Origin of the sequence: Streptococcus criceti HS-6, from assembly GCF_000187975.2 — a bacterium.
In the GTDB taxonomy this organism is placed as follows: domain Bacteria; phylum Bacillota; class Bacilli; order Lactobacillales; family Streptococcaceae; genus Streptococcus; species Streptococcus criceti.
The window spans coordinates 1,253,579-1,276,728 of the sequence record NZ_AEUV02000002.1 but is presented as its reverse complement, the minus strand read 5'-3'; the positions used below and the strand labels follow the sequence as shown (position 1 = coordinate 1,276,728).

Genomic DNA, 23,150 nt, shown 5'->3' with positions numbered 1-23,150 from the left:
TTAACCAAATGGCAATGAGCCAAAAGATTCTCAGTTTGGCGATGCTTTGTCATCACTCATATTTCTGATACAAAACCTCAAAAAACGAACAGAATTAAAATTCCCGCCATTAGAAATTCAACTCTGTTCGTTTTTGTTAAATTTTTACCATCAGACTTTTTATCCGAGGCTGGGACAAACGAGGCCGTGAGTAACACTTTCATGATTTTTTGTAAAAGCGCAGCTTCTCAGACCTGCCAGTTCCAGCCGCAGCGATTAAACGATTAATAGAGGTTTTTCTCAACTTCTTCCTTGATATATTGCCATTCCTGCTGGGCTCTTGCTACCTTACGTTGATAATCAGCCCGCCCCTTGTTGGCGTACTGGACAAGATAGTTTTGCTTAACCAGAGGAATTTGAGGGATAGGAATTTCCAAAAGTTGAGCAGTAGAAATATTCAGAACACCCTTGCCATGGTCTGCTGTGTCCAAAAGGGCCTGTCCTATCTCTGATTCTAAAAAGAGCTTGAGATAAAAACCACTGAGGCTCTCATCAGGACGCAAAACTGTAATGTTAGAGGAGGCCACCACCGGAAAGGACTGCTCTTCGAAGACTGCAACCTTTTTAACGGTCCCTTTAGAAGCGACTAAAACATCACCAGTCTCTAACAGGTACTTCTGTAACTTCTCTGTTTTCTCGTCAAAAGTTTTGAGGTTTTGATAATCAATTCCAAACTCTGTCATATCCGACAAATTAATATAGCTAACACGTCCAGGGGCAGCCTTACTAGAAACAGCTTTCCCTTTAAAAGCCCTCGCTACTTGCTCCAGTGGCAACTTTTCCACTTGATTAGCCAGATAGTCCTCTACCAGCCTCATGGAACTCCTCCTTCTCCCTACGTTTTCATGGAAACTATGTGAAAGCGTATCATTCTTCTGCTATATCATACCCTAAATTATCAAGAAAAGCAAAAAAAGGCTGAAAAACAGGTTGTTTAGACACTTAAGCCATAACAATCCGAGTTTTTCAGCATCTTCAAATAACTCATAAACAGCAATCACAAAGCCTGAACAGCAGCAAGAGCTGCCTGATAATCCGGCTCTGAATTAATATTATCCAGATATTCTGTATAAGTCACTTGGTTGTTTTCATCAAGCACTAAGACAGCACGCGCCAGTAAGTGCCACTCCCCCATCAAGACCCCATAGGCCTTACCAAAATGATTATCATAATAATCCGAGAGCAAAATAGCATCTTCCAAGCCTTGGGCTCCGCACCATTTCTCTTGAGCAAAAGGCAAGTCAGCTGAGATGGTAATGACTACTGTATCAGCCATGTCCGAAAGCTCCTTATTAAAAGTTCTGGTTTGGGTTGAACAGAGACCCGTGTCAATAGAAGGCACAATACTCAGAACCTTTTTCTTCCCAGCAAAATCTGACAAAGATTTCTCACTCAAATCCGTTCCTATCAAAGTAAAATCAGGGGCGGTATCGCCTACCTGTAGCTGGTCATCTATAGCCACTGTGACTGGCTTTCCTAAAAATGTTGGCATCGTTATCTCACTTTCTAGCCGTTTCCAATACCCTTTGAAAATCAAAGCCATGCGTCGTTGCAAACTGAACACGCCTACCTTTTTGCGAAAATAAGATGAGTTTCCCTTGCATCTTTAAATTAATGACTCTGTGTCAAACTTCCTAAGATCTTTGAAACGCTTAGCAACTTTGTATCTTAATCTCAGCTTGCCATACCAAAATACTGGCTGCACTTTTCACCTTGCCTACCTTTGATTTCCTTTGAGTACAACGACGCCTCAATCATATCGCATTTAGCTGGAAATTACGACAATTTTGTTTATTGATCCATGGCTCCTGTCTCTACTAAATATCAAGTGACACATATAAATCCGTATTCCCAATCTTATAACTTCCTATCTGGCAAGGCCAATCAGCAAAGTAGTCACACCCCTTTAGCCGATAAGTTCATTTAGAAACTTAATTGCCAATGATTAGGTAAACTTCTAGAAAATTATTAGCCTATTTGCAAAGCAATTAATCTTCTCTAACAAAAACACTTTCCCCCTTGAATTCTACCTAAAATAGATTAATATGAAGATATCCGATAAACAAGTTGGTACCAATCAGTTTGGAAGATATAAAATTTTTTGACGGAGGTTATAAGGTTATTATGATAAAAACATTAGCATTTGAACAATTTGAAGCAGTAGATAATGAAACTCTAGCTATAGTTAAAGGCGGATTGTCAGATTGTGCACAAGGAACACTGGCTACTGCTGCTCTCGGCGCTGCAACGGGTGGTGGCCCATGGGGAGCTGTCGGTGGCGGTTTAGTAGGCGTCGCAGCCTTTTGCCTTTGGTAATCTTGACTGAGCAATAATGAAATGGAAGAGGTAAACTTATGAATAACCTTATTTTAGAACAATTTGATGTAGTAGACGAAAAGACCTTATCTGAAATTAACGGTGGTGATGGTGTCGCTCAATGTATCATAGGCACTGCTGGAGGTGCTATTTGGGGGAATGCAGCCTTTGGCCTAATCGGAGCCGGTGTCGGTACTTTCATCGGTAATACTGTTTTCTGCACTCCTGAAGCCTACTAATTTCACCGCCTGAATTACCAATATAAAAAATATCGGTTCTAACATTTCAGTAGTGGAGAGTGGGATAATAATCGGAAAATCGTGATAAAATTGCAATTTCGATTTTTCTCGCTCTCCCATTTTAAGGCTCAAGCCTCTGACACTTTTAGGTAGCAGGCTTTGGCAGTCTATCCCCAGATTCACTGGAACATTTGAATCCCACCTCCGTACAATTTACTCAAGATACAAAGCCGCTAAGCAATCAAAGGAATTTAGGAAATCGACGCAGGTGATACAACACCGAGGAGATTTTATACTGTCAGCTGCCATACATATTGGTAAGGTGCTAAAGCACCAACAACTATGTCTCTAATTCCATAGCGTTGTGTTCAATGATTAGCTACCACTTGCGTAGTAGTTAAACAGTCCAGTGGACTATTTAAGGGTGTCTGAGAATGGGACTATGCCCCAAGATAAGAACGTCCAATCAGCAAAGAGAGGGATCCATCGGTTCTAAAGCACCTAATGAATTGTGCAGGATAAGACTTCTTAGCCAGACTAACAAGTCTTACCACCGACTACTGCAGCAAACTATTATATCTCAAACAATTTATAGAAGTAAGAATTTTATACGTAATCTTCAAAGATTACAATGTTTTGTGGGTGAGAGCGAAGCCATCATGGCTGTTTGTCCCAGTCCTATTTAGTACAATAGGTTAGAGGTAACTATTTCTAAACATTATAGTTCCTCTAAGCTATCAAGGTATGAAATTTAGAGTTTTGCCAGTACTGAGCCGAACATACTTACTTTAATAATAGGGAGGTTGAGAGGATTCATCAATTTCAAAAAATTGTATTAGAGTCCTCTCTTCTTTTTTATAGTTTTTCAAGACAGACTAAATTCCGTTTCAAATCAACTTAAAAATTAGAAATTATTTAATCAAAGGAGATTGTATTTATATGAAAAAGACATACTTTAAAAGAATCGTGCTGTTATCAGCTCTTGTCCTGAGTGTTTCTGCAACAGCAGCTTATTCAGATGAAACAAAGCCAAATGATATCGCTAATCCGACTGCCACTCAGCAAAGCGGTCTTAATACTGAACAAGCTCTTTCTTCTTCTACCTCAGTGGATAAAAACGCAGATCATACAGATAGTGCTGCTGTCTCAGAACACGGGGGTTCAGAACAAACTCAACAAACACCACAAGCATCTGATGCATCAGAGTCGACTGCGGAGGTTAAACCAAATACCACTCCAGCAGGAGATGACACGACTGTTAAGACCTCTACCGAAGCCAATAATCGTGCGGCCGCTGTACAGACACAGGAACCCACAAGTAACACCAATTCTCAAACACCTTCTGTTACTACAGCTGCTGGAGAAAATGAGCAGGAGATTACGTCAATTACTCCTGAGGAGTACGAAGCTAATGTTGCCAATATAAACAAGGTCTCAATGGCTGATGTCTACCAAATGTTTACACAGGATGGAAAAGAACATACTCTTTACCTTGGGCGCCCGACTTGTCCATACTGCCGTCGTTTCTCACCAGAAGTTAAAAAATTCAATGATTTGATTGGTGGACAGCTAGACTACTTTAATACAGCCTCTCCTGAATATGATGACGCTGCACGTAATTTTATGCGTAACACTGTTGGGGTTCCAGGGGTTCCTACCGTTCTTTATATCAAAAATGGTAAACTTATTTCAGGTGTAGCAGACAGTACGTTAACTGCTCAAGAAGTTTATAAGCATTTGTATGTAGATCCCCAACAACAAAATATGGATCCAGCCACTCCTTCTGTAGATCCAGCATTGACCAATGGTAATCGAAATAGCCAACTACAAGAACCAACCGATCCTAATCCAGCTTTAGTCGCTGCACAGACAGCTCCTTCTTTACAATCTGGACAGCATAATGTTTCTCCTACTGCAGCTCAAAGTACAGCCAATAAGCTTCCGCAAACAGGGCAAGCTAAGAGCTATCTTTCCCTCTATGGCTACTTCACGCTGTTACTAGCAGCAATAACTGGGATTGTTATGAGAAAGAGGACCCATTAATTAACTAATTTGTTAGTGTTTTGTTTACAAAAAATCAGCTTTCGGTGTCCTGCGAAAAGCTGATTTTTCTATTATGAGAGTAAATTCCAGACCAAACTATACCTCGGTTGAAAAAGCTCAAAAGCAAGGCTAACCTATTTCCCTTGAAATTCTTGAAAAAGTTCTAATATCTTAGCAGCAACAGCTTGGCTATCTGCTTCTACTTGATCATCTGCATAAGTCTTCAAGTAAGGATAACGACCGACCTGAACGGCATAAAGAGCATCTTTAAACATACCAATATCATTTTTATCATTCCCGAAAGCTATGTAGGGCTCGTCAAACACTTCCCTAATAGTTGAAGACTTACTGATATGGTTAGGATTGAGATAAAGGCACTTCTCACTTTCATGATAAATCAATTCAAACAAGTCCGTCTCCTTAGCTTGATAAGTAATATCAGCCAAGAGATCTTCATGATTTCCCAGATAAATCACCATTTTAATGGGATTTTTCAAATCATCAGCTGAAACTTTTTGAGCAAGGTTTAAAGGGTCAACCATCTTAATAAAGGGGATGTATTCTTCATTATCTGTTGCATAATTAAAGCAATTATCAACAAAGAAAGGCAGATTAAAGTAACGGCAATATTTTATAGCTTCCTGATAGCCTACAGGATCCAAGTTGTGCTCGAGAATCAGCTCTCCTCTTTCATAAACGAGACCGCCATTAAGACCGAAAACGCGTTCTTGAGCTAGTTTTTCACCCAACATATCAAGAGAATCACGATAGGAACGAGCCGAAGCAAAATTTACCTTATGGCCATAGCTAGCCGCCTGAGCCAAGACCTCCTTAATGGACTCATCAATACTATAACCATCAAAAGACAGAGTTCCATCTAAGTCGAAAACAAAATTCATATTAAACTCCTAGTTGAGTTCCACCTCAAAAAGCAAAACTCACAATAATCAAAGCACCTACATTATATCAAAAAACTAGGTTGAAACCTAGATTTTATTGGATATTTATGGCGCTACTGCCGCCTCTTCCCGAATTTTCAAGTAGAGGAAGAGACAAACCGATGCGTAAATCAGCAAGGTCAGCAAACTCCCCTCGATACCAAACTGGCCACCCGTCAAATAGGCAGGACCAGTGAGCTTGAACTTAAAAATAGCCGATGAAACCAGACTGAGTCCCGAAACTTGAACCCCAAAAACAGATCCTTGGAAACAATTCCAAGCCGCATGAAGGCCAAAGGCACCCCAAAGATCACCTTTCCCAATCACATAAAGGCACATCATGAGGCCAAAAAGGCTGGCATTAAGCAAAGATATAAGAGTAATGTGAGGGCTCAATAAATGAAGCACAGCAAACAAAAGTGACACGATAGAAACTGCCGTAACCTTCCGATGATGACTAGCAAGAACTGGAAGTAACCAACCCCTTGTCATCAATTCTTCACCAGCACTTTGAATCTGCCAAACAAGCATGAAAATAATTAGGAAGACAAAGTTTGGAAAAGTCAGATTAATCTTATCAAGTTGAGCTATCCCCAAAAAGCCAAGTAAGAGAATGATAACCGTAAACATGACTCCGCCCCAGAGCCAGCCCTTCAGCAATTCTGATCCTACCCGATTTTTAAACAACCCCATAGAGGAAATAGGACGTTTCTCTACCCATTTTACCCAGCTAAAAAAGACAATGAATACCCCTATATCATAGGTTAAAAATGTTAACGTTCTTATATCTGCCCAGTGAGCTGGTAAGCCAAACAAAGATAGAATTTTAACGATCCCTTCCATAATCCCAATTCCTAAAAACTGACCAGCAGCAAATAAAAGGACTGCGAGAGGAACCGCTGCCGCAATATACTTAGTCACTCGGCCTTTTGCCGTTTCAGTAAAAAGATTAGGTTTCATTCTATATTTTCCCTTTCATAAGGATATGATCCATGAAGCATTCAAAAAATAGGAACCTCGACGGGTTCTAGGCAGGTAAGTTTTTTCACAGGGGTGCAGACAGGAGCAATCCATAGGGAGCTGCTTGATCTATTAAACACTCCAAAGATAAATAAGGAAAATTCCTTGAGGAGGGAGGGTATAATAAACAACAACAGGCTTACTTCAAATGTTTATGGCACTACTACTCCCTTACGAATTTTTAAATAGAGGTAGAGGCAAACTAGGGATAGCACGAATACCGTCAAAATACTTCCCTCTACACCAAAAGCACCACCACTCAAATACGATGCCCCTTTTAACTTCAACTGGATAATAGATGATGGCAAGACAGCTGTGCCAGAAACTGGGATACCAAAAACAGAACCTTGAAAACAATTCCACGCCGCATGAAGCCCAAACACGCCCCAGATATTGCCTTTCCAAACGACATAGAGGCACATCATGAGACCAAATAATATGACCACTAAGAGAGAAAGAATGGTCACATGAGCATTTGGCAGATGCAATAAGCCAAACAGAAGCGAAGCTACCATAACGGCCGTAAATTTCCGATGATGGCTAGCTACTGCAGGCATTAACCAGCCCCTAGTCAAGAGTTCCTCAGCTCCACTTTGAATTTGCCAAGCAAATACATATAATAATAGGAATCCTAGGCTTTTAGCTGAGATATTAATTTTTTCCAAATCAACCATTCCAAAAAGGCTCAATAAAACCACCATGATGCTAAAAAGTCCTGCACCAACCAACCAGCCCTTGGCTAGTTCTCTACCTGCATCCTTTTTAAACAATCCCATAGAAGAAATGGGACGTTTCTCTACCCATTTAACCCAACCAAAGACAGTTAGATAAATGCCCAAAAAGGCAAAAAGCTCAATTAGGGTAGAAACATCTGTTGAAAATGGTAAGCTGGTTTGTATTTCTCCAGACGGACTAGGGGCCGGAAAGCCATGCCCAAGATAATAAATTAAAGTAATAGGCACTAGGCTAAGACCACCTATCAAAGTACCTAAAAACAAGAGCATCAGAGCTATAAGAATCAATAATATAATGGACTTCGTTATCTTACCTTTTGCCGTTTCAGTAAAAAGATTAGGTTTCATGGTATGGCCTCTTTTTCATAAGATACTAAGCTGTTAAGCGACTCAAAGGAATTTAAGGAGCCTGAAGTTTCTTCCTGGCTAATTGTTGCTTTTTAATTTAGACAACAAGCTTCAGCAGCCTCTCTTCAAGCTGCTGAACTCCACAGGGCCGTAAGTGTTTCGATATTAAGATACAAAGGGCGTCTGTGGACACAGCTAAATAAGGGGGATTCGACCCAGAGTCTTTGCGACTCTGGGAGAAACTGTCTTTTTAGCCAAGTCCACAGCCCGTATTCAATTGTACCAGCCTTAACTATTTGTACTATTTTAATATAACAGATTTTCCATTCATTTGCAAGATAAAAAGGGAGTAGGATCAACCAAAATATTGAAAATTTTGGTTCATGTCCCACCCCCGCACAGCCCAAGAGCTCTGGAGGACCTCTTGAGGTTGGAAATCAGATGAACGATGATTATCACATCCATTTAGTATTTTCTGCTTTGGCCTGGTGGCAAAAGGAAAAACAGCCAGCAGTGATTCATTAAGGCTGGGAAAAATAGTCCAGCCTTCTATTTTTGCAGTAATAACAAGTTGATTGGAGGTCCTTATCTTGGGATGCAGTCCCATTTTCAGACACCTCCTTAAACAGTCCACTGGACTGTTTAACTACTCCGCAATTGCTAGCAGCCATCTTTTCCACTAATGAACTTGTGCAGGGAGCAAGACTTCTTGGCCTAGCCAACAAGTCTTGCTCCCACCTACTGCGCCAAGAGCTTATCCCAAAACAGGATCACCAGACAAGTTTGTTTTCCAGCCTCTTAATATCTTATACTGTTTTAACACCACTCATCAACCGCAGTTTGACCAGCAATTCGGCCGAAGGTAAAGATATCAGTCAAGGAGTTGCCACCCAGACGGTTACCGGCATGAAGACCGCCAGCGACTTCTCCTGCTGCATAGAGTCCCGAGATAATACGGCCTTGTTGGCTGATAACATGGGCTTGTGTATCAATCTTTAGGCCGCCCATGGTATGGTGAACTGCCGGCTTACGCGGAGTCGCATAGAAAGGCGCTTTTTCAACCTTGAGGTCAAAGGCTCCCTTATTGAATTCAGGATCATAACCCGCATCAACATAAGAATTATAATCAGTGATAGTTTGGACAAAGACCCTTGGATCAACATTAATTTTCTCTGCTAATTCTTCTAGAGTATCAGCGCGATAAAGCGTACCTGCTGCTACCTGTGCCTCGATTTTTTCGTCACTAGTATTGTAGGCTGTTTGTTTGATATTATCATCCGCAATCAGATAGAAAAGCCCGCCATTATCAATAGCCGCTTGTGACAACTTATCACGACTACCATATTCATCAACGAAACGCTTACCTTCCTTATTAACCATGATAAAGTTTGCAGGTGGTACCTGCAGACCTGAAAAAAGGGCTCCGGTTTCTGGATCTGATACAGGCATCATTTGAGTGAAGCCCATACCCACAAGATCAGCTCCGACACTTTGCCCAAGGAGAATGCCATCTCCTGTGATAGCTGGTGAGTTGGACGTCCTGATGTCATCGTCAATTTCTGTCCAATAAGTGTTGTATTTCTGCAACATCTTAGTGTTAGCACCGAAACCGCCTGAAGCCAGAATCACAGCCTTAGCATAAACTGTGATAATTTGACCGTTGCGGCCTTCTGCAATTGCTCCTTGGATGTGACCATCTTCAACAAGCAATTCCTTAACAGGAGTATCCGTCAGAATAGTTCCTCCTGCCTTACGAACATAGTCGTCAAGGACGGAAATATAGGCATAGCCCATTGGCGTTTTAGGCTTATGACCGCGGCGCCAGATAGCCCCCACCGGCATAGTTACATCACTGTGATCAAATTCGACCCCGACATTTTCCAGCCAGTGAACCGAATCCAAGGCATGTTCGGTCAAGATTTTCACCAAATCATAATTACCATGAATTTCATTACCCTTGAGGTCAGTTCGTTTACCACCTAGATAGGTTTGGATACGATAGAGCAATTGAGAGTCAAAAAGAAAGCTTGGATCTTTAAGATAGGCTTCGACTTGCTCTTGGAGTGCTCGGAAATCGTCACGATATTCTGGATCAATTGTTGATAAATCCATGGAAATCAACTCTTCCAAATTATGGGCTTCGCCAGGATTAGCCGCAAAGGTCTTTTGCCAGTCAGGATCCGGAGCATTCATAGGACCGCCAGCCCGAACTGTATTTCCGCCCAAGGCTGGGAATTTTTCTAGAAGGACAACGGATTTACCTTTTTGCAGGATAGTAGCTGCGGCAGAAAGGCCAGCACCACCACCGCCAACAACCAAAACATCGGTGGTAAATTCCTTGTCTTCTTTATCCAAGGCGGACGGAGCTTTAGGCCGCTTCTTCAATGTATCAGGATTACCGCCAGCTAGCCGAACGGCTCGGGCTACACCATCAAGAACACCATTAGAGGTTACGGAAGCCCCAGAAACAGCATCTACATTAAGGGTTTGCCCTTCAATAATTTCATTTGGAATACGGGTAAAGACAATATCAGAAATACCGGAAGTTTCGCCTGAACTGTCAATATCAATCTTTTCAATCCTGTCATCAGACAAGGTAACCGTCACAGGCAGAGGACCATTATGGCCTTCTGTCGTAACCTCGTATTCACCAGGCTCAAAATGAACGTCTTCGGGCTCATTGAGCTGGTTAGCGATGCCGACAAAGCGGACAAAACGATAGAAACAGCTTTCCAAAAAGTCCACTGTCTTTTGATCCTTGATATTCCCCTTATCATCAAAAGCTTTATGGGCAAAGCCTAGCAAAAATTCATTTCCAGGCATAACGGTCGCATTAACACCAGGAGCATCCAAAATCTGCCGCAAATGCAGCTGGGCCCGTGAAGACCCCTGCTCGGAATAGGAAGCTCCAACAATCATAATTGGTTTGCCATCAAGCGGATGAATATTAAAAGACAGCCATTCAAGCAAACTGTTCAAACTGGAAGGAATGGTATGATTATGCTCAGGTGTAGCAATAATAACTCCTTCAGCCTCAGTAATCTTCTGATTAAAATTTTGGATGACAGGTGAATCTGTCTGATCATCGGTTTCATTAAACATGGGAACTTGATCAATGTCCAAGATTTCAATCTCGGCTTTACTAGCAAAATGCTTAGCCATAAACTGCAATAGCAACCGATTGTAGGAATGCTTAGCATTGGTCCCTGTAATAGCAACTAATTTCATAATAATTCCTCCCCGCCTTATACTTCCCAAGCAAAGGCTTGTTTACGCTTTGTATCAGCTTCCTTGACTAACTGGTTGGTTAGATTAACAAAGTCTTGAAATTCCGCAAAGCAATCGTCCAGTTCGGAAACTTTCTCAGGATTATTTAGCTGGTTATCATCGGTTAGAACCTGCTCGGAGTGTCCTAATAAGAATTCATTTCCAGGCATAACCCTAGCCTTTAATTCTGGAGCATCCAAGATTTGCCGCAGGTGGGCCTGCGCCCGAGAAGTCCCCAGAAGCCCAAGTGAAGCTCCGACAATCATCGTTGGCTTATTAATCAAAGGGCGGCTGGTGTAAGCAATCCATTCCAAGGCACTTGAGAGCGGTGCCGGAATAGTGTGGTCGTATTCCGGAGTCGCAATAATCACACCTTGTGCATCTACAATCTTCTCATTAAAGTCAGCCACAGCTTGAGGAACTTGCTTATCTTCGGGTTCATTAAAGGCTGGTAAATCCTGAATTTCTAGGATTTCAATGTCAGCTTGGTTGGCAAAATGCCTAGCCATAAACTTCAAGAGTTTCCGGTTAGTTGAACGGGTCGAATTGGTCCCAACAATCGCAACTAATTTCATTTTGTTACCTCTTTCACATTATTGGTTCCCCCTCATTGTACTACTCTCCTATTTTTTTGTAAACGCTATCTCTTGAAAATTAATGTCATAGTATCTATTTTTCAGATAATAGTATTGCTTTTGTCGATATTTCTTAATTTTTATTCATTTTTTTGTTAAATAGCATTGACAGCGTTTCCAAAAGATAGTATAGTCTTTGTGAAAACACAAACAAAGTTTCAGAAAGGACTATTACCATGACAAAAACTACCAATCGATGGTACACCATAGCGGCCTCTACTGCTATCTTACTTTGTACAGGAGCAATCTATGCCTTTAGTATCTTTGCCGGACCACTCAGCAAACAGACCGGTTGGACCATGCCCCAGATTATGCTGGCCTTCACCTTAAACAGTGCCATCGGTCCTATTCCGATGATTTTAGGTGGTTACCTAGTTGATAAGGGTTATGTTAAGTGGACCATTTCCTTAGGGGCTCTTCTCTTTTCAGTTGGCTTTTGCCTCAGTGGCTTCGCCACTAGTCCAACCATGCTTTACCTCACTTATGGCCTTATGGCTGGACTCGGTCAAGGTTTCGCCTATTCCGGCGCTCTCAGCAATACCTTACGCTTCTTCCCCGATCGGCGTGGTTTAGCCTCGGGTATTCTAACAGCTGGTATGGGCTTTGCAGCTGTCATTGCTTCCCCAATTGCTAGTCATTTGATTCAGGCTTATGATGCTAAATTTGCTTTCCGCCTCCTCGGACTGGTCTATATTATTGTTGTCCTTATTGCTAGTTTCTTCATCAAGGCAGCACCAGCAGGTTACAAACCTGAAGGCTGGAATCCACCCGCTCAAAAGAAAACTGTTTCCTCTAACATCAATTGGATTGGCATGCTAAAATCACCAATCTTCTACACTGTTATCTCTATGTTTTTCGTCGGCTCATTCTCTGGTCTTATGATTGCTTCGCAAGCAGCAACTATTGGACAATCCATGTTCGGCCTATCAGCAGGAACTGCTGCCCTTTATGTTAGCTTGTATTCTATCAGTAACTCTAGCGGCCGCTTTATCTGGGGAACCATCTCCGATAGGCTCGGCCGAAGCAAGACCCTGACTATTATCTATTCTGTTGTAGCTTTGGCCCTCCTAGTTTTGGCCCTACTTCCCGGCCAAGCTGCCTTTGCTATCGGTATCATTGGCCTAGGTATCTGTTTTGGCGGTGTCATGGGGGTATTCCCGTCTATCGTTATGGAAAACTATGGACCAATCAATCAAGGCACTAATTATGGTATCGTATTTACTGGCTACTCCTTAGCAGCCTTCTTTGCTCCTCGACTTGCAGTGAAAATGGCGATGTCCAACCACGGCAACTACAGCTATGCCTTCTATGCAGCAATTATCTTAGCCTTGGTCGGTTTAGCTCTGAACCTAGTCTATAAGACGTTGAGCCAGAAAAATGCCTAATATTAACGGAGTCTGGGGAAAACTCGTCCAGTATCCCTGTTTTGGAATAAACTCTTGGTGCAGTGGTTGGGAGTAAGACTTGTTGGCTAGGCCAAGAAGCCTTACCACAGTTCATTAGTGGAAAAGATGGCCGCTAGCAATTGCGGAGTAGTTAAACAGTCCAGTGGACTGTTTAAGGGGGTGCTTGAAAATGGAACTGCACCCCAAAATAAGGACTCCCAACCACTGTGTCAAACTGTTATTACTGCAAAAAATAGAAAGCTGGAATACTTTTTTCCAGCCTCAATGAACTACTGCTGGTTGGTTTTCGTTTTGCCACAAGGTTAAAACGGAAAAAAGAATGTGATGATTATCGTTCCTCTTATTTCCAATCTCAAAAGGCCTTCAAACCTTTCGAGATATACGGGGGTGGGTTAACAAGGTCTGAGAGACCTTGTTAATCGGGAAGTAAAGCTTGCAAAGCAAGTGTCAAAAGCGGCCTGAGGAGAGACCGTTTTAGGTCACCACTTTAAAACCAGAACGTGGTGAGAACCAAAATTTTCAATTTTTGAGTTGACTCCACCACCCCTTTTTTACCCGAAAGCGGTCTTGTCTTACCCTTGATGCTTCAGTCTCAAACAGAGGCACGGCTTCTCAAAGCCTATGTTATAATGAGCTTACAAAATTGATTAGAATGAGGTAATTATGATGCAGGCTCCTTCTTATATTAGAGATGATCCATCTGGCTTTCCTTATGAATTTTATCAGACTCACTTAGTCTATGGACAACCAGAAATCATGTATCACTGGCATCCCGAACTTGAAATTTCTTACATCAGCATGGGCAAAGGCATCTACCACATCAACGATGAAGCCTTTGACTGTCAAACTGGAGCCATTATGCTGATTCAACCCAATGCTATGCACTCCATTCAACCAGCAAGCGAGCAAGAATTGATTAGCGATACCTTTAGCATTCATCTGGACAATCTCGGTCGTTCCATTATTGATAAATACAGCCAGCGCTACTTACAGCCCCTGCACAATGGCCATTTTAAACTAACTCCCCGTATTCAACCCAGTATGATCGGCTACCAAGCTATTAAAGATTGTTTATTTGAGATCTTTGAATTAGTCAGCCAGCAGTCTCTTTATTTTGATATGCTCTTAAAGTCCAAGTGTCACGAACTGCTCTATCTACTCTTTAAATATCGCTATATTAATCGTCATTATACAGATAACACTTATCAGAACTATCAAAAGCTCAAAGAATTGATTGACTATATTAATGAGCATTACGCCGAACATCTGACCATCTCCTTTTTAGCTGACTACTTTGGCTATAGCCGCACCCACTTCATGAGCATCTTTAAACAGCACACAGGCAGCAGCTGCCTTGAGTTTATCCTCCAAGTAAGACTCAATAGAGCCTGCGAACTACTCCTGCAAACTAACCACTCGATCCAAGATATCACTAGTCAGGTCGGTTTCGCCAACCAATCCAATTTTAATCGCCAGTTTAAGAAATATTATAAGCTAACACCCAGACAGTATCGACAAGAGTTTACAAAAGGATCTTTGCGGAAGTAATCTTCTAATTTAGTCAAAGCTCTCCTTCTAAAAGATCACAAAAAAGCTACTAGAAAAACCTAGTAGCTTTTATCAGTACTCCACTAAAACCTTATTTTTTAAGGTTGTAGAATGAGTTGATTCCTTTGTATTGAGCAACTTCACCAAGTTGATCTTCGATACGAAGCAATTGGTTGTATTTAGCCATGCGGTCTGTACGTGACAATGAACCTGTCTTGATTTGACCAGCGTTAGTTGCAACTGCGATGTCAGCGATTGTAGAATCTTCTGTTTCACCTGAACGGTGTGATACAACTGCAGTGTAACCAGCTTCTTTAGCCATTTCGATAGCTTCGAATGTTTCAGTCAAAGTACCGATTTGGTTAACCTTGATAAGGATTGAGTTAGCAGCACCTTCTTTGATACCACGTGCAAGGTAGTCAGTGTTTGTAACGAAGAAGTCGTCACCAACCAATTGAACACGATTACCAAGACGTTCAGTAAGAGCTTTCCAACCGTCCCAGTCGTTTTCATCCATAGCATCTTCAATTGTGATGATTGGATATTTGTTTACCAATTCTTCGATGTAATCGATTTGTTCAGCGGCAGTACGCTTAGCACCAGTTTCACCCTCGAATTTAGTGTAGTCGTAAACGCCATCTTCGTAGAATTCTGATGAAGCACAGTCGAAACCGAGCATGATTCCGTTTTCACCAGCTTCGTAACCGGCAGTTTCAATAGCCTTAAGGATAGTTTCAACACCATCTTCAATACCGTCGAAACGAGGGGCAAATCCACCTTCATCACCAACAGCAGTTTCAAGACCACGTTCTTTAAGGATTTTCTTCAAAGCATGGAATACTTCAGCACCCCAACGAAGACCTTCCTTGAATGTTGGTGCACCAACAGGCATAATCATGAATTCTTGGAAAGCGATTGGAGCGTCAGAGTGAGAACCACCATTGACGATATTCATCATTGGAGTTGGAAGAACTTTAGTGTTGAATCCACCAAGGTAGCTGTAAAGTGGGATTTCAAGGTAGTCAGCAGCTGCGCGTGCTGCAGCGATAGACACACCAAGGATAGCATTTGCACCCAATTTACCTTTGTTTGGAGTACCATCAAGAGCGATCATTGCACGGTCGATTGCTTGTTGGTCGCGTACATCGTAACCGATGATAGCTTCTGCGATGATGTTGTTTACGTTGTCAACAGCTTTTTGAGTGCCAAGACCGCCGTAACGAGATTTGTCACCGTCACGAAGTTCAACCGCTTCGTGTTCACCAGTAGAAGCTCCTGAAGGAACCATACCACGTCCGAAAGCACCTGATTCAGTATAAACTTCTACTTCAAGTGTTGGGTTACCGCGTGAGTCAAGGACTTCGCGTGCGTAAACATCAGTAATAATTGACATTACAATACTCTCCTTATGAGTTTAAATTTTTTACATCACAATAGTAACACAAACTTCGTCAATTAGCAAACGAGAACTGAAACTACCATCATTATTTTTTTAATTTTGAAAAAATTTCTAAGCTTCTTTTTCCTTATCGTTTTAGCCATCTCTAGCCTTTATTTTCTATCTTATGATAAAATAAGGTAACGAGGTACACTATGGATAATTTAGAAAAGAAATTAATGACAGCTGCTTCTGGTGAAACTAGGTTAAAGCCAGACGAACAGCGTCAATACATCGGCACTTTTCGCGAACGTGTTCTGCTTACGATTGATAAAAATATGGGCAATCGGGATGATGTCAAAGCGGCTTTTCCAAAAATCTTGGAAGACCTCAAGAAAAACTATTCTGCCATCAAGGTCAAATCCTGCTCCAATCTAACTCAGACCAATCAAGTCATCTACATGAAAATGGCTCAAGAGGCTGGAGTCAGCTTTACCAATGTTAATGAAAAAGGCGAGCATGCTTTCGACCTGATCGTTCATACCGACAAGGCTGTCAATCGAGAAGAAACTGATATCTTCAAGCTCTATTCCCAGTTTTTTGAAACGGTCGCTGAACCAGCCACTGAAAAAAAGAGTTTTTGGAAAAAATTGTTTGAGAGTGGGACAAAAATCAGTAAATCGTGATAAAATCACGATTTTGATTTTCCTCATTCCTTTGTTTTAAGGCTCAGGCCTCTGCCACTTTCCTATTTTTAGGCGGCAGGCTATCCCCAGACTGCCAAAGTCCGCTGGAGCATTTCAATCCCACCTCCGCACAGTTGATCTTGGTTTTCTCAAATAAGACTGCTTGGCCTATCACTTGTATGGTAGTTAAACAGTCCAGTGGACCCGTTTAAGGGAGCGCCTGAAAATGGGACTATGCCCCAAGACACCCAAACAGCAGGGATTCATTGGTGCTAAAGCACCTAATGAATTGTACAGGGGGAAGGCCTATTACCCCAAGGCCACTGCGTCAATCCGGTAAATCTAGAACAATGCTATCGAGTCTGAACTGTCGTCTCAGACTCTTCTTCTAAAACAAAGAGGATCGAAAAATGAAAGAGAATTACATCCACGAAATCAAGGCCTTTGAAAATCACCAACTAGACAGCTTTGACTATGGTCATGTGGTCGTGACCAGTGACATTGTCCAGTCATCCCTCAACTACTACGGTCAGGCCCACGGAGGCTACCTCTTTACCCTCTGTGATCAAATTAGTGGCTTAACAGCCATTTCAACTGGTTCTGATGCCGTGACCCTCCAATCAAGCATCAACTACATCAAGCCAGGGAATTTAGGGGACAAGCTGACTATTGAAGGTAGCTGCACCCACGATGGTAGAACCACCAAAGTCATCGATGTCACCATCAATAATCAAGATAGGGAACTCGTAGCCAAGGCTAGTTTTACCATGTACGTAACTGGCCAGCATAAGGAAGAAACAATCCAGTAGGAATGTGTGACCAACCACAGTCAGTTTGAGAATAGGACGTACTATCTGACTAAAAAAGCGCCTTTTAAGCGCTCCTACTATTAATAGACTTGTTCGGTAACCAAAACTGGTATAAGCTCATGAAAGCCGCATACGACAGTTCCTAAATTTTATTCCAAACATTTAAAATGGTTAAGCTAAGTTGATTTGTGGCATTACCAGTTATGAAATGCCTTAGTTTTCGAACAAGTCTAATCTTCAAAAAAATCTCTAAAATCTTCCTGAATAAATGGGATATCGGGGTGGCTCCTTGCCACCTCATTTTTTTCCTTATCCAGCCAAATAATTTTTGCAGGATCTTGCTGCAGAACTAAGCCTGCCAAAGGGTAGACTTCCAAAGTTGACCCAATAACAATGATAAGATCACTGAGCTGAGTCCAACGAGCTGCCAAGGCTAAATTGTCGGGATCAATGGCATCACCATAGAGGACAATTGCCGTGTCGACGTGATCCGCTAGAATAGCTAGAGGATCGCTGGTTAGCAAAGTGTGGGCATGTTTCATGATAGCTTGATCATCCCGCAAATCAATTTCCTGAAAACAGCTTTGACAAATCCCTATGTCGGCCTTGCCATGAAATTCAATAATATCCTTTGAACCAGCCTGACGGTGAAGCCCATCAATATTTTGTGTCAGGACAGGAACTGCCTGCTTAGCTATCCAACGGTGAACCTTGTTGGGCTCCAGTCTTTGTAAAAATTGTTGCTTATGCCACTGCCAAAACTCTCTAGGATAAGCTTGGAAAAAGGGACGTGATAAAATTTCACGGGCTTGGAAGTAGCGTCCCTTGAGCTTCGTTCCCTTCATGGTGGTATAGTCAGGGACTCCAGATAGAGTCGAGACACCTGCACCCGTGACAACGATAGGGTTCTGAGCTAACTGGATGCGGTTTTCGAGGTCTTTTTGGTTCATAGCTGCCTCCTTATCTTTTAACTTTATTATACTACGAAACGAAAACCTTAGTGTTTTCAAGCCACAGTCACACTTAAAGGGCTATGGAATATATCTCAGATATCGCCAATGAATAGCTTTAAAAGAGAGTGAGATCAACCTAAAAATGGAAAATTTTGAGTCTCACCACATCCTGATTTTAAAGTGTCAAAAACGGTCTTAGGAAGAGACCGTTTTTGACACTTGCGTTGCAAGCTCTATTTCCCGATAAAAACCGTCTCCCAGACCTTTTTAACCCACACTCTCTTTTTATCATTTTGAAAAGGGAAGATGGTCTTGGCTAAAGATTACCTGTTCTTCAGTTAGACTCGTTAGGGTTAGAAATTTTTTCTTAAACTCTTCTAGAGAATCATCGGAATGGCAGTACCACTCCTCACCGCTGGTAATATACCATTTGGCAAGGGATTTGATTTCCTTGGTCACTTGAGGAATATGAGACTTATCTTTAAAAGTAATCAGGTAAACTATTTCAAAGGCAGCTGCTATAGATTTATTTCGCAAAACTTTTAAAGATTCTAACATAATAGGTACCTACTTTCTAAAGGATACTAATGCTGAATGACTTGCAATCAGTTTGCTTGGGCTCAACCAAACTAACATTGCGCTTATCCTCAAAATAATCAGACTCGTCTAAGGATGTTGATAGTCCGCTCCACGGTTCAAGAGCGATGAAAGGACTTTGGTTGACAGTAGACCAGAGCACCAGATAAGGAAAATCCGGAAAATCTAATCGAACGCCTTTGTGATGTTTACGAGAACATAAAGTGACACTGCGAGACTGAAGTCGATCCAGCGTCAGTGCATCACGGGAGAATAGACGATAATCCAAATTAAGCCTCTTCTGCTGCTCCAAAAACGGGAGCCGATCATTAAGATCTAACAGTCCTGTATTCGGGAATGACCGCGGAATTGAGCATGTTTCTTCTTGTTCGAATTCAAGATAGTAATCTTCATACTTATCCGTTTCCAGCAAGGGGCAATTAAACCCTGGGTGACCGCCAATAAAGTAGGGTAAAGTTTTGTCTGTCTCTTCATTAGTTACCTGATAGGTCGTCTGAATTCTTTTACCTGATAAACGGTACGTAATGCTCAAATGAAAATGATAAGGATAAGCTCTCAGTATTTTTTCTGTTGGCCTTATCGAAAAGGTAACAGAATCCTCAGAGATATTATCCACCGTAAAATATTCCTTACGTACTAATCCGTGCCTAGGAATACTACCTGTAAAATGCGGACGATCCGCTGGTCTATACACAGTCCAATTCATTCGCAAACTGCCACAGATAGGGAAGAGTACCGGAGCTTGGGAACTCCAATACTCAGGATTCCCCTGCCATAAATACTCAATCCCATCTTTATCCTTGATCGATGTCAGAGCAGCACCAAATTCTGATAATTGAACTGCCAATTTATCATTTTTTAATGTAATCGTCATGATGTCCTCACTTAGTTTATATTTTAAATCAAAACAAGACAAGAGTCTCAATTAAACATTGTGACTCTTGCCTCGCTACGGTCTTTTCTGAAATTGAGAAAAGGGATTTTAATGAATTAGGTGGAGATTTCAATTAATAAATGGAGAAATATTTGAAAGTTACAAGTTAGAAAGTTAATAAAGTATACTAATTATTCATCAATTTCCTGAGTTTGAGCTAACTTTTTATACCAGTAAGCGCTCTTTTTAGGATAGCGCTCCTGCGTATCAAAGTCAACATAGAAAAGACCGTAGCGTTTCTCATAGCCATTAGACCATGAGAAAACATCCATCAAGGACCAGATGAAGTAGCCTTTGACATTGGCACCATCAGCAATGGCATCTGTAAGAACCTCTAAGTGCTTTTTGACATAGTCAATCCGTGCGTCATCATAAACAGTATGATCGATAAATTCATCTTTGTAACCAAGACCATTTTCGGTGATATAGATCTTCTTATAATTAGGATAGTCTCTTTTCACGCGCATGATCTGATCGTACAGTCCCTGTGGGTAAATAATCCAATCCCAATCTGTTTTTGGAATATGGGTTGGCGCTTCTCTGCGGCCGACACCTTTAATTTGGTATTTAGAACTGCCTTTTTCGCCTCTACCATTATGAATAATTTCCGTTTCGCCATCAAAAGCCTGCATCCAATCGCTCATATAGTAATTAATGCCCAAGAAGTCATTCAGATCCTTTGCAGCCTTAAGAGCTGCAAAATCGTCATCGCGCAGGTCCAGTTCTCCGCCGTTGACAGCTAAGATATGGTTGACTCCTTCCATGGTTTTATCCGAATATTCCCCTAAATAAGTGGCATCAAGGATAAATTTATTGTGGATGATATCTTCTAGTTCCGCAGCACGCACATCAGCAGGATTCGACGGATCGTAAGGGTACTTAGTTGGAAGAGCATGAACCACGCCAATTTCACCAGAGTAACCGCCGTCTTTAAAGGCTTTCACCGCACGGGCATGAGATACCATCATATTGTGATGAGATTGGAAAACTTTAGCCAAATCGTATTTAATGCCCGGCGGGAATTTTCCTACCAGATACTGACCGTCACCAATGGGGCCAATTTCATTGAAGGTTGTCCAGTAGTTAACTTCTGGAAACTCTTTAAAACAGAATTTTGCATAATCAACAAAGTGATCCATATTTTCCCGGTTGAGGAAATCTCCATTAGCATGGAGAGCTGCTGGGGTATCAAAATGGTGCAGAGTCACAAAGGGTTCAACATGACGCTTGTGACATTCGGCAAAGAGCTTGTGATAGAACTCAACGCCTTTAGGATTAACATCGCCAAAGCCTGCTGGGAAAATCCGCGACCAAGCAATAGAGATACGAATACCATTGACGCCAAATTCTTCAGCCAATTTTAAATCAACGGGGTATTTATGATAAAAATCGCTGGCAGGTTCTGCGGTGTACCAATAATTATCTTCCAGATATTTGTCCCAAGCAACAGGACCCTTGCCTTCTCCTTTGGTGACACCTTCTGCCTGATAAGCAGCGGTTGCGCCACCAAAGATGAAGTCTTTTGGTAATGTTTTAGTCATCTTATGACCTCTCAATCTTTAAATTGCTCTTCAACAAATGCCAAGGCTCCCTGACCATCACGTGTCAGCTTGATGTATTGAGCACCCTCAGTCTTAGCTAATTTAATACCAAGTTTGTCTGTTTCAGCCTTCATATCATCGTAGTTAGAGGCCACTTGCGGTGCTAAAATAACTAATTGATATTGTGGCAGGATTTCTCGGTGAGCACCGTAGCTGCCAGCAGCTGCCTTAACAGGTGCTCCGTATTCTGCCGCTGCCTTATTAAGGGCATTAGCTAAGAGACCGCTGGTACCGCCACCGGCACACAGGACCAGAACGTTGGTTTCTTCTTGGATACTGCTACTTTCTGCATCAGCTTTCGCATCTGAATTTTCAAGAATGGCATCGGCCTTTTTAGTATCAAAGTTAGCAGCAACTTTTTCTTTAAGAGAATCGGCAGCGTCACCACCGGCTGCTTCTTCAGCCAGAATTTGTTCATCATAAACCTTAACGAATGGATAGTAAATAGCGACATCAACTACAATCAAGAGAGCAGCTAAGGCAAATGATAGAATACCAAAGCCAGTCCCCATAACAATTCCCAAAGGTCCAGGGGTCGTCCAAGGTAAATTGACACTAAAGCTATTCATGCCAAGCGTATCAACAAAGAACTTGAAACACCAGACATTAACAATCGGAGTCAGAACAAATGGAATAAAGAAAACAGGATTCAAGACGATTGGGGCACCGAACAAAATCGGTTCATTAACCCCAAAGAACGTTGGCACAACCGAAGCACGCCCAATGGCCTTGTTCCGTTTGGACTTCGTCAGCCACATGAACATGAAAGGCACAACCAGAGTTGCCCCTGTACCACCCATAGTAGCGATAAACATCTGCGTTCCTGATGTGATAACCTTATCAGCATGTTGGCCAGCTTGCAATAATTGATAATTGGTTTCAACATTGGCATAAGTAATCGCTGCAATCGCGGGTTCAACGATGGATGGGCCATGAATCCCCACAAACCAGAAAAGAGCATAGGCACCAAAGATAATGGTAATACCAATATAGCCATCCGCAGCTGAGAATAACGGAGCCAAAAGGGTTCCGATTGATTCTGCTACATTAACACCAATAGTGGCGTGCACAACCAATTGGATAGCATAAAGAATAATAATAGAGAAGGCAAAAGGGAAAATATCTTTAAAAACTTGGGAGATATTTGGCGGAACCTCCTCAGGCATCCGAATCGTCACATTGTGTTTGACACAGAATTTATAGACATTAACAGTGATAAAAGCTGCAATAAAGGCGGTCAAGAGCCCCTTAGTTCCCATAAAAGCACTGAGGAAGCCGCCTTCCTTAGCGGGATCAGCTGCCATGATTAGGAAGCCAGCCATTGATGCCAGCATGGTTGAGATAAAATTAATTTGATTGGTGCTTTCTAAGCGGCGATTCATAGAATCTGTCAAAGACTTGGCTGTTGTTCCAGCTACTAAGAAGCCAATAATCCCCATGGTATAGTTGTAAGGGGTCATCAAACCATTTTCAATAGTTTTCGGCCAGATAAACCCAAAAATATTTGGGACATAGGCAATCAAGAGGAAGATACTCGAAAACAAGATAACCGGCATGGCTGAAATAAAACCATCACGAATAGCCCGCAGGTAGATATTTCGAGACACCTTCTCAAAGAAAGGTTTTCCCTTTTCAATTTGAGCAATTAAGGCATTCATA

At 41.8% G+C, this 23,150-nt stretch carries 20 protein-coding genes; 7 read left to right on the top strand and 13 right to left on the bottom strand.

All coding sequences use genetic code 11. The features are described 5' to 3' along the window. Positions 1-263 precede the first annotated feature (263 nt). Positions 264-857, bottom strand: coding sequence for a restriction endonuclease subunit S (locus tag STRCR_RS06005; protein WP_004228470.1), 594 nt, complete (start codon positions 855-857; stop codon positions 264-266). A gap of 179 nt (positions 858-1,036) precedes the next feature. Then, complete coding sequence (gene tpx, locus STRCR_RS06000; protein ID WP_004229601.1) at positions 1,037-1,531, bottom strand: thiol peroxidase; 495 nt, start codon at positions 1,529-1,531, stop codon at positions 1,037-1,039. Between the two features lie 632 nt (positions 1,532-2,163). On the opposite strand from tpx, the gene STRCR_RS05995 reads away from it, so the two are divergent. From STRCR_RS05995 to STRCR_RS11365, 3 genes are all read left to right on the top strand, one after another. Beyond that, a complete protein-coding gene (locus STRCR_RS05995; RefSeq protein ID WP_004226917.1) occupies positions 2,164-2,355 on the top strand; it encodes a Blp family class II bacteriocin in 192 nt (63 codons plus the stop codon). Positions 2,356-2,393: 38 nt separating this feature from the next. Then, a complete protein-coding gene (locus STRCR_RS05990) occupies positions 2,394-2,594 on the top strand; it encodes a Blp family class II bacteriocin (protein ID WP_004228052.1) in 201 nt (66 codons plus the stop codon). 939 nt (positions 2,595-3,533) lie between these two features. Next, positions 3,534-4,637 (top strand): DUF6568 family protein, encoded by a 1,104-nt coding sequence (locus STRCR_RS11365; protein WP_004226977.1) that lies wholly within the window; start codon positions 3,534-3,536, stop codon positions 4,635-4,637. A gap of 134 nt (positions 4,638-4,771) precedes the next feature. Here STRCR_RS11365 and STRCR_RS05980 read toward each other — a convergent pair whose 3' ends face one another. The 5 genes from STRCR_RS05980 to STRCR_RS05955 form a co-directional block, all read right to left on the bottom strand. Next, positions 4,772-5,536 carry an HAD-IIB family hydrolase gene (locus STRCR_RS05980; RefSeq protein WP_004228318.1) on the bottom strand — a complete coding sequence of 255 codons (765 nt, stop codon included), beginning with the start codon at positions 5,534-5,536 and terminating at the stop codon, positions 4,772-4,774. 105 nt (positions 5,537-5,641) lie between these two features. Next, complete coding sequence (locus STRCR_RS05975; RefSeq protein WP_004229698.1) at positions 5,642-6,535, bottom strand: CPBP family intramembrane glutamic endopeptidase; 894 nt, start codon at positions 6,533-6,535, stop codon at positions 5,642-5,644. Between the two features lie 212 nt (positions 6,536-6,747). Next, on the bottom strand, positions 6,748-7,677 hold the full coding sequence (locus tag STRCR_RS05970; RefSeq protein WP_004226294.1) for a CPBP family intramembrane glutamic endopeptidase: 930 nt from the start codon (positions 7,675-7,677) through the stop codon (positions 6,748-6,750). An 816-nt stretch (positions 7,678-8,493) separates the two neighbouring features. Next, a complete protein-coding gene (locus STRCR_RS05960; RefSeq protein ID WP_004226554.1) occupies positions 8,494-10,905 on the bottom strand; it encodes a flavocytochrome c in 2,412 nt (803 codons plus the stop codon). Positions 10,906-10,922: 17 nt separating this feature from the next. Next, positions 10,923-11,519, bottom strand: a complete 597-nt coding sequence (locus STRCR_RS05955; RefSeq protein ID WP_004227953.1) for an NADPH-dependent FMN reductase — start codon at positions 11,517-11,519, stop codon at positions 10,923-10,925. Positions 11,520-11,755: 236 nt separating this feature from the next. On the opposite strand from STRCR_RS05955, the gene STRCR_RS05950 reads away from it, so the two are divergent. Next, positions 11,756-12,964: an L-lactate MFS transporter gene (locus tag STRCR_RS05950; protein ID WP_004229524.1), complete on the top strand. Its 1,209-nt coding sequence runs from the start codon at positions 11,756-11,758 to the stop codon at positions 12,962-12,964. A 684-nt stretch (positions 12,965-13,648) separates the two neighbouring features. Beyond that, entirely contained in the window at positions 13,649-14,533 is an 885-nt protein-coding gene (locus STRCR_RS05940) for an AraC family transcriptional regulator (protein ID WP_004228279.1), read from the top strand. 91 nt (positions 14,534-14,624) lie between these two features. On the opposite strand, the gene eno is transcribed toward STRCR_RS05940, so the two are convergent. Then, on the bottom strand, positions 14,625-15,926 hold the full coding sequence (gene eno / locus STRCR_RS05935; RefSeq protein WP_004229431.1) for a surface-displayed alpha-enolase: 1,302 nt from the start codon (positions 15,924-15,926) through the stop codon (positions 14,625-14,627). 200 nt (positions 15,927-16,126) lie between these two features. Between eno and STRCR_RS05930 the strand changes: the two genes are divergently transcribed. After that, positions 16,127-16,597 (top strand): DUF1694 domain-containing protein, encoded by a 471-nt coding sequence (locus tag STRCR_RS05930; protein WP_004227270.1) that lies wholly within the window; start codon positions 16,127-16,129, stop codon positions 16,595-16,597. 410 nt (positions 16,598-17,007) lie between these two features. Then, positions 17,008-17,406: a PaaI family thioesterase gene (locus tag STRCR_RS05925; protein WP_004228494.1), complete on the top strand. Its 399-nt coding sequence runs from the start codon at positions 17,008-17,010 to the stop codon at positions 17,404-17,406. A gap of 230 nt (positions 17,407-17,636) precedes the next feature. Here the strand turns inward: STRCR_RS05925 and STRCR_RS05920 are convergent, their stop codons facing one another. The 5 genes from STRCR_RS05920 to STRCR_RS05900 all read right to left on the bottom strand — a co-directional run bounded on the left by STRCR_RS05920 (position 17,637) and on the right by STRCR_RS05900 (position 23,149). Then, positions 17,637-18,356: a Sir2 family NAD-dependent protein deacetylase gene (locus STRCR_RS05920; RefSeq protein WP_004229591.1), complete on the bottom strand. Its 720-nt coding sequence runs from the start codon at positions 18,354-18,356 to the stop codon at positions 17,637-17,639. Between the two features lie 291 nt (positions 18,357-18,647). Continuing rightward, on the bottom strand, positions 18,648-18,917 hold the full coding sequence (locus tag STRCR_RS05915; RefSeq protein ID WP_004226297.1) for a DUF3884 family protein: 270 nt from the start codon (positions 18,915-18,917) through the stop codon (positions 18,648-18,650). A 16-nt stretch (positions 18,918-18,933) separates the two neighbouring features. Beyond that, on the bottom strand, positions 18,934-19,830 hold the full coding sequence (locus STRCR_RS05910) for an aldose 1-epimerase family protein (protein WP_004227272.1): 897 nt from the start codon (positions 19,828-19,830) through the stop codon (positions 18,934-18,936). 191 nt (positions 19,831-20,021) lie between these two features. Further along, on the bottom strand, positions 20,022-21,431 hold the full coding sequence (gene lacG, locus STRCR_RS05905) for a 6-phospho-beta-galactosidase (RefSeq protein ID WP_004228572.1): 1,410 nt from the start codon (positions 21,429-21,431) through the stop codon (positions 20,022-20,024). Between the two features lie 11 nt (positions 21,432-21,442). Next, positions 21,443-23,149 (bottom strand): lactose-specific PTS transporter subunit EIIC, encoded by a 1,707-nt coding sequence (locus tag STRCR_RS05900; RefSeq protein WP_004229637.1) that lies wholly within the window; start codon positions 23,147-23,149, stop codon positions 21,443-21,445. Between the last annotated feature and the right edge of the window lies 1 nt (position 23,150).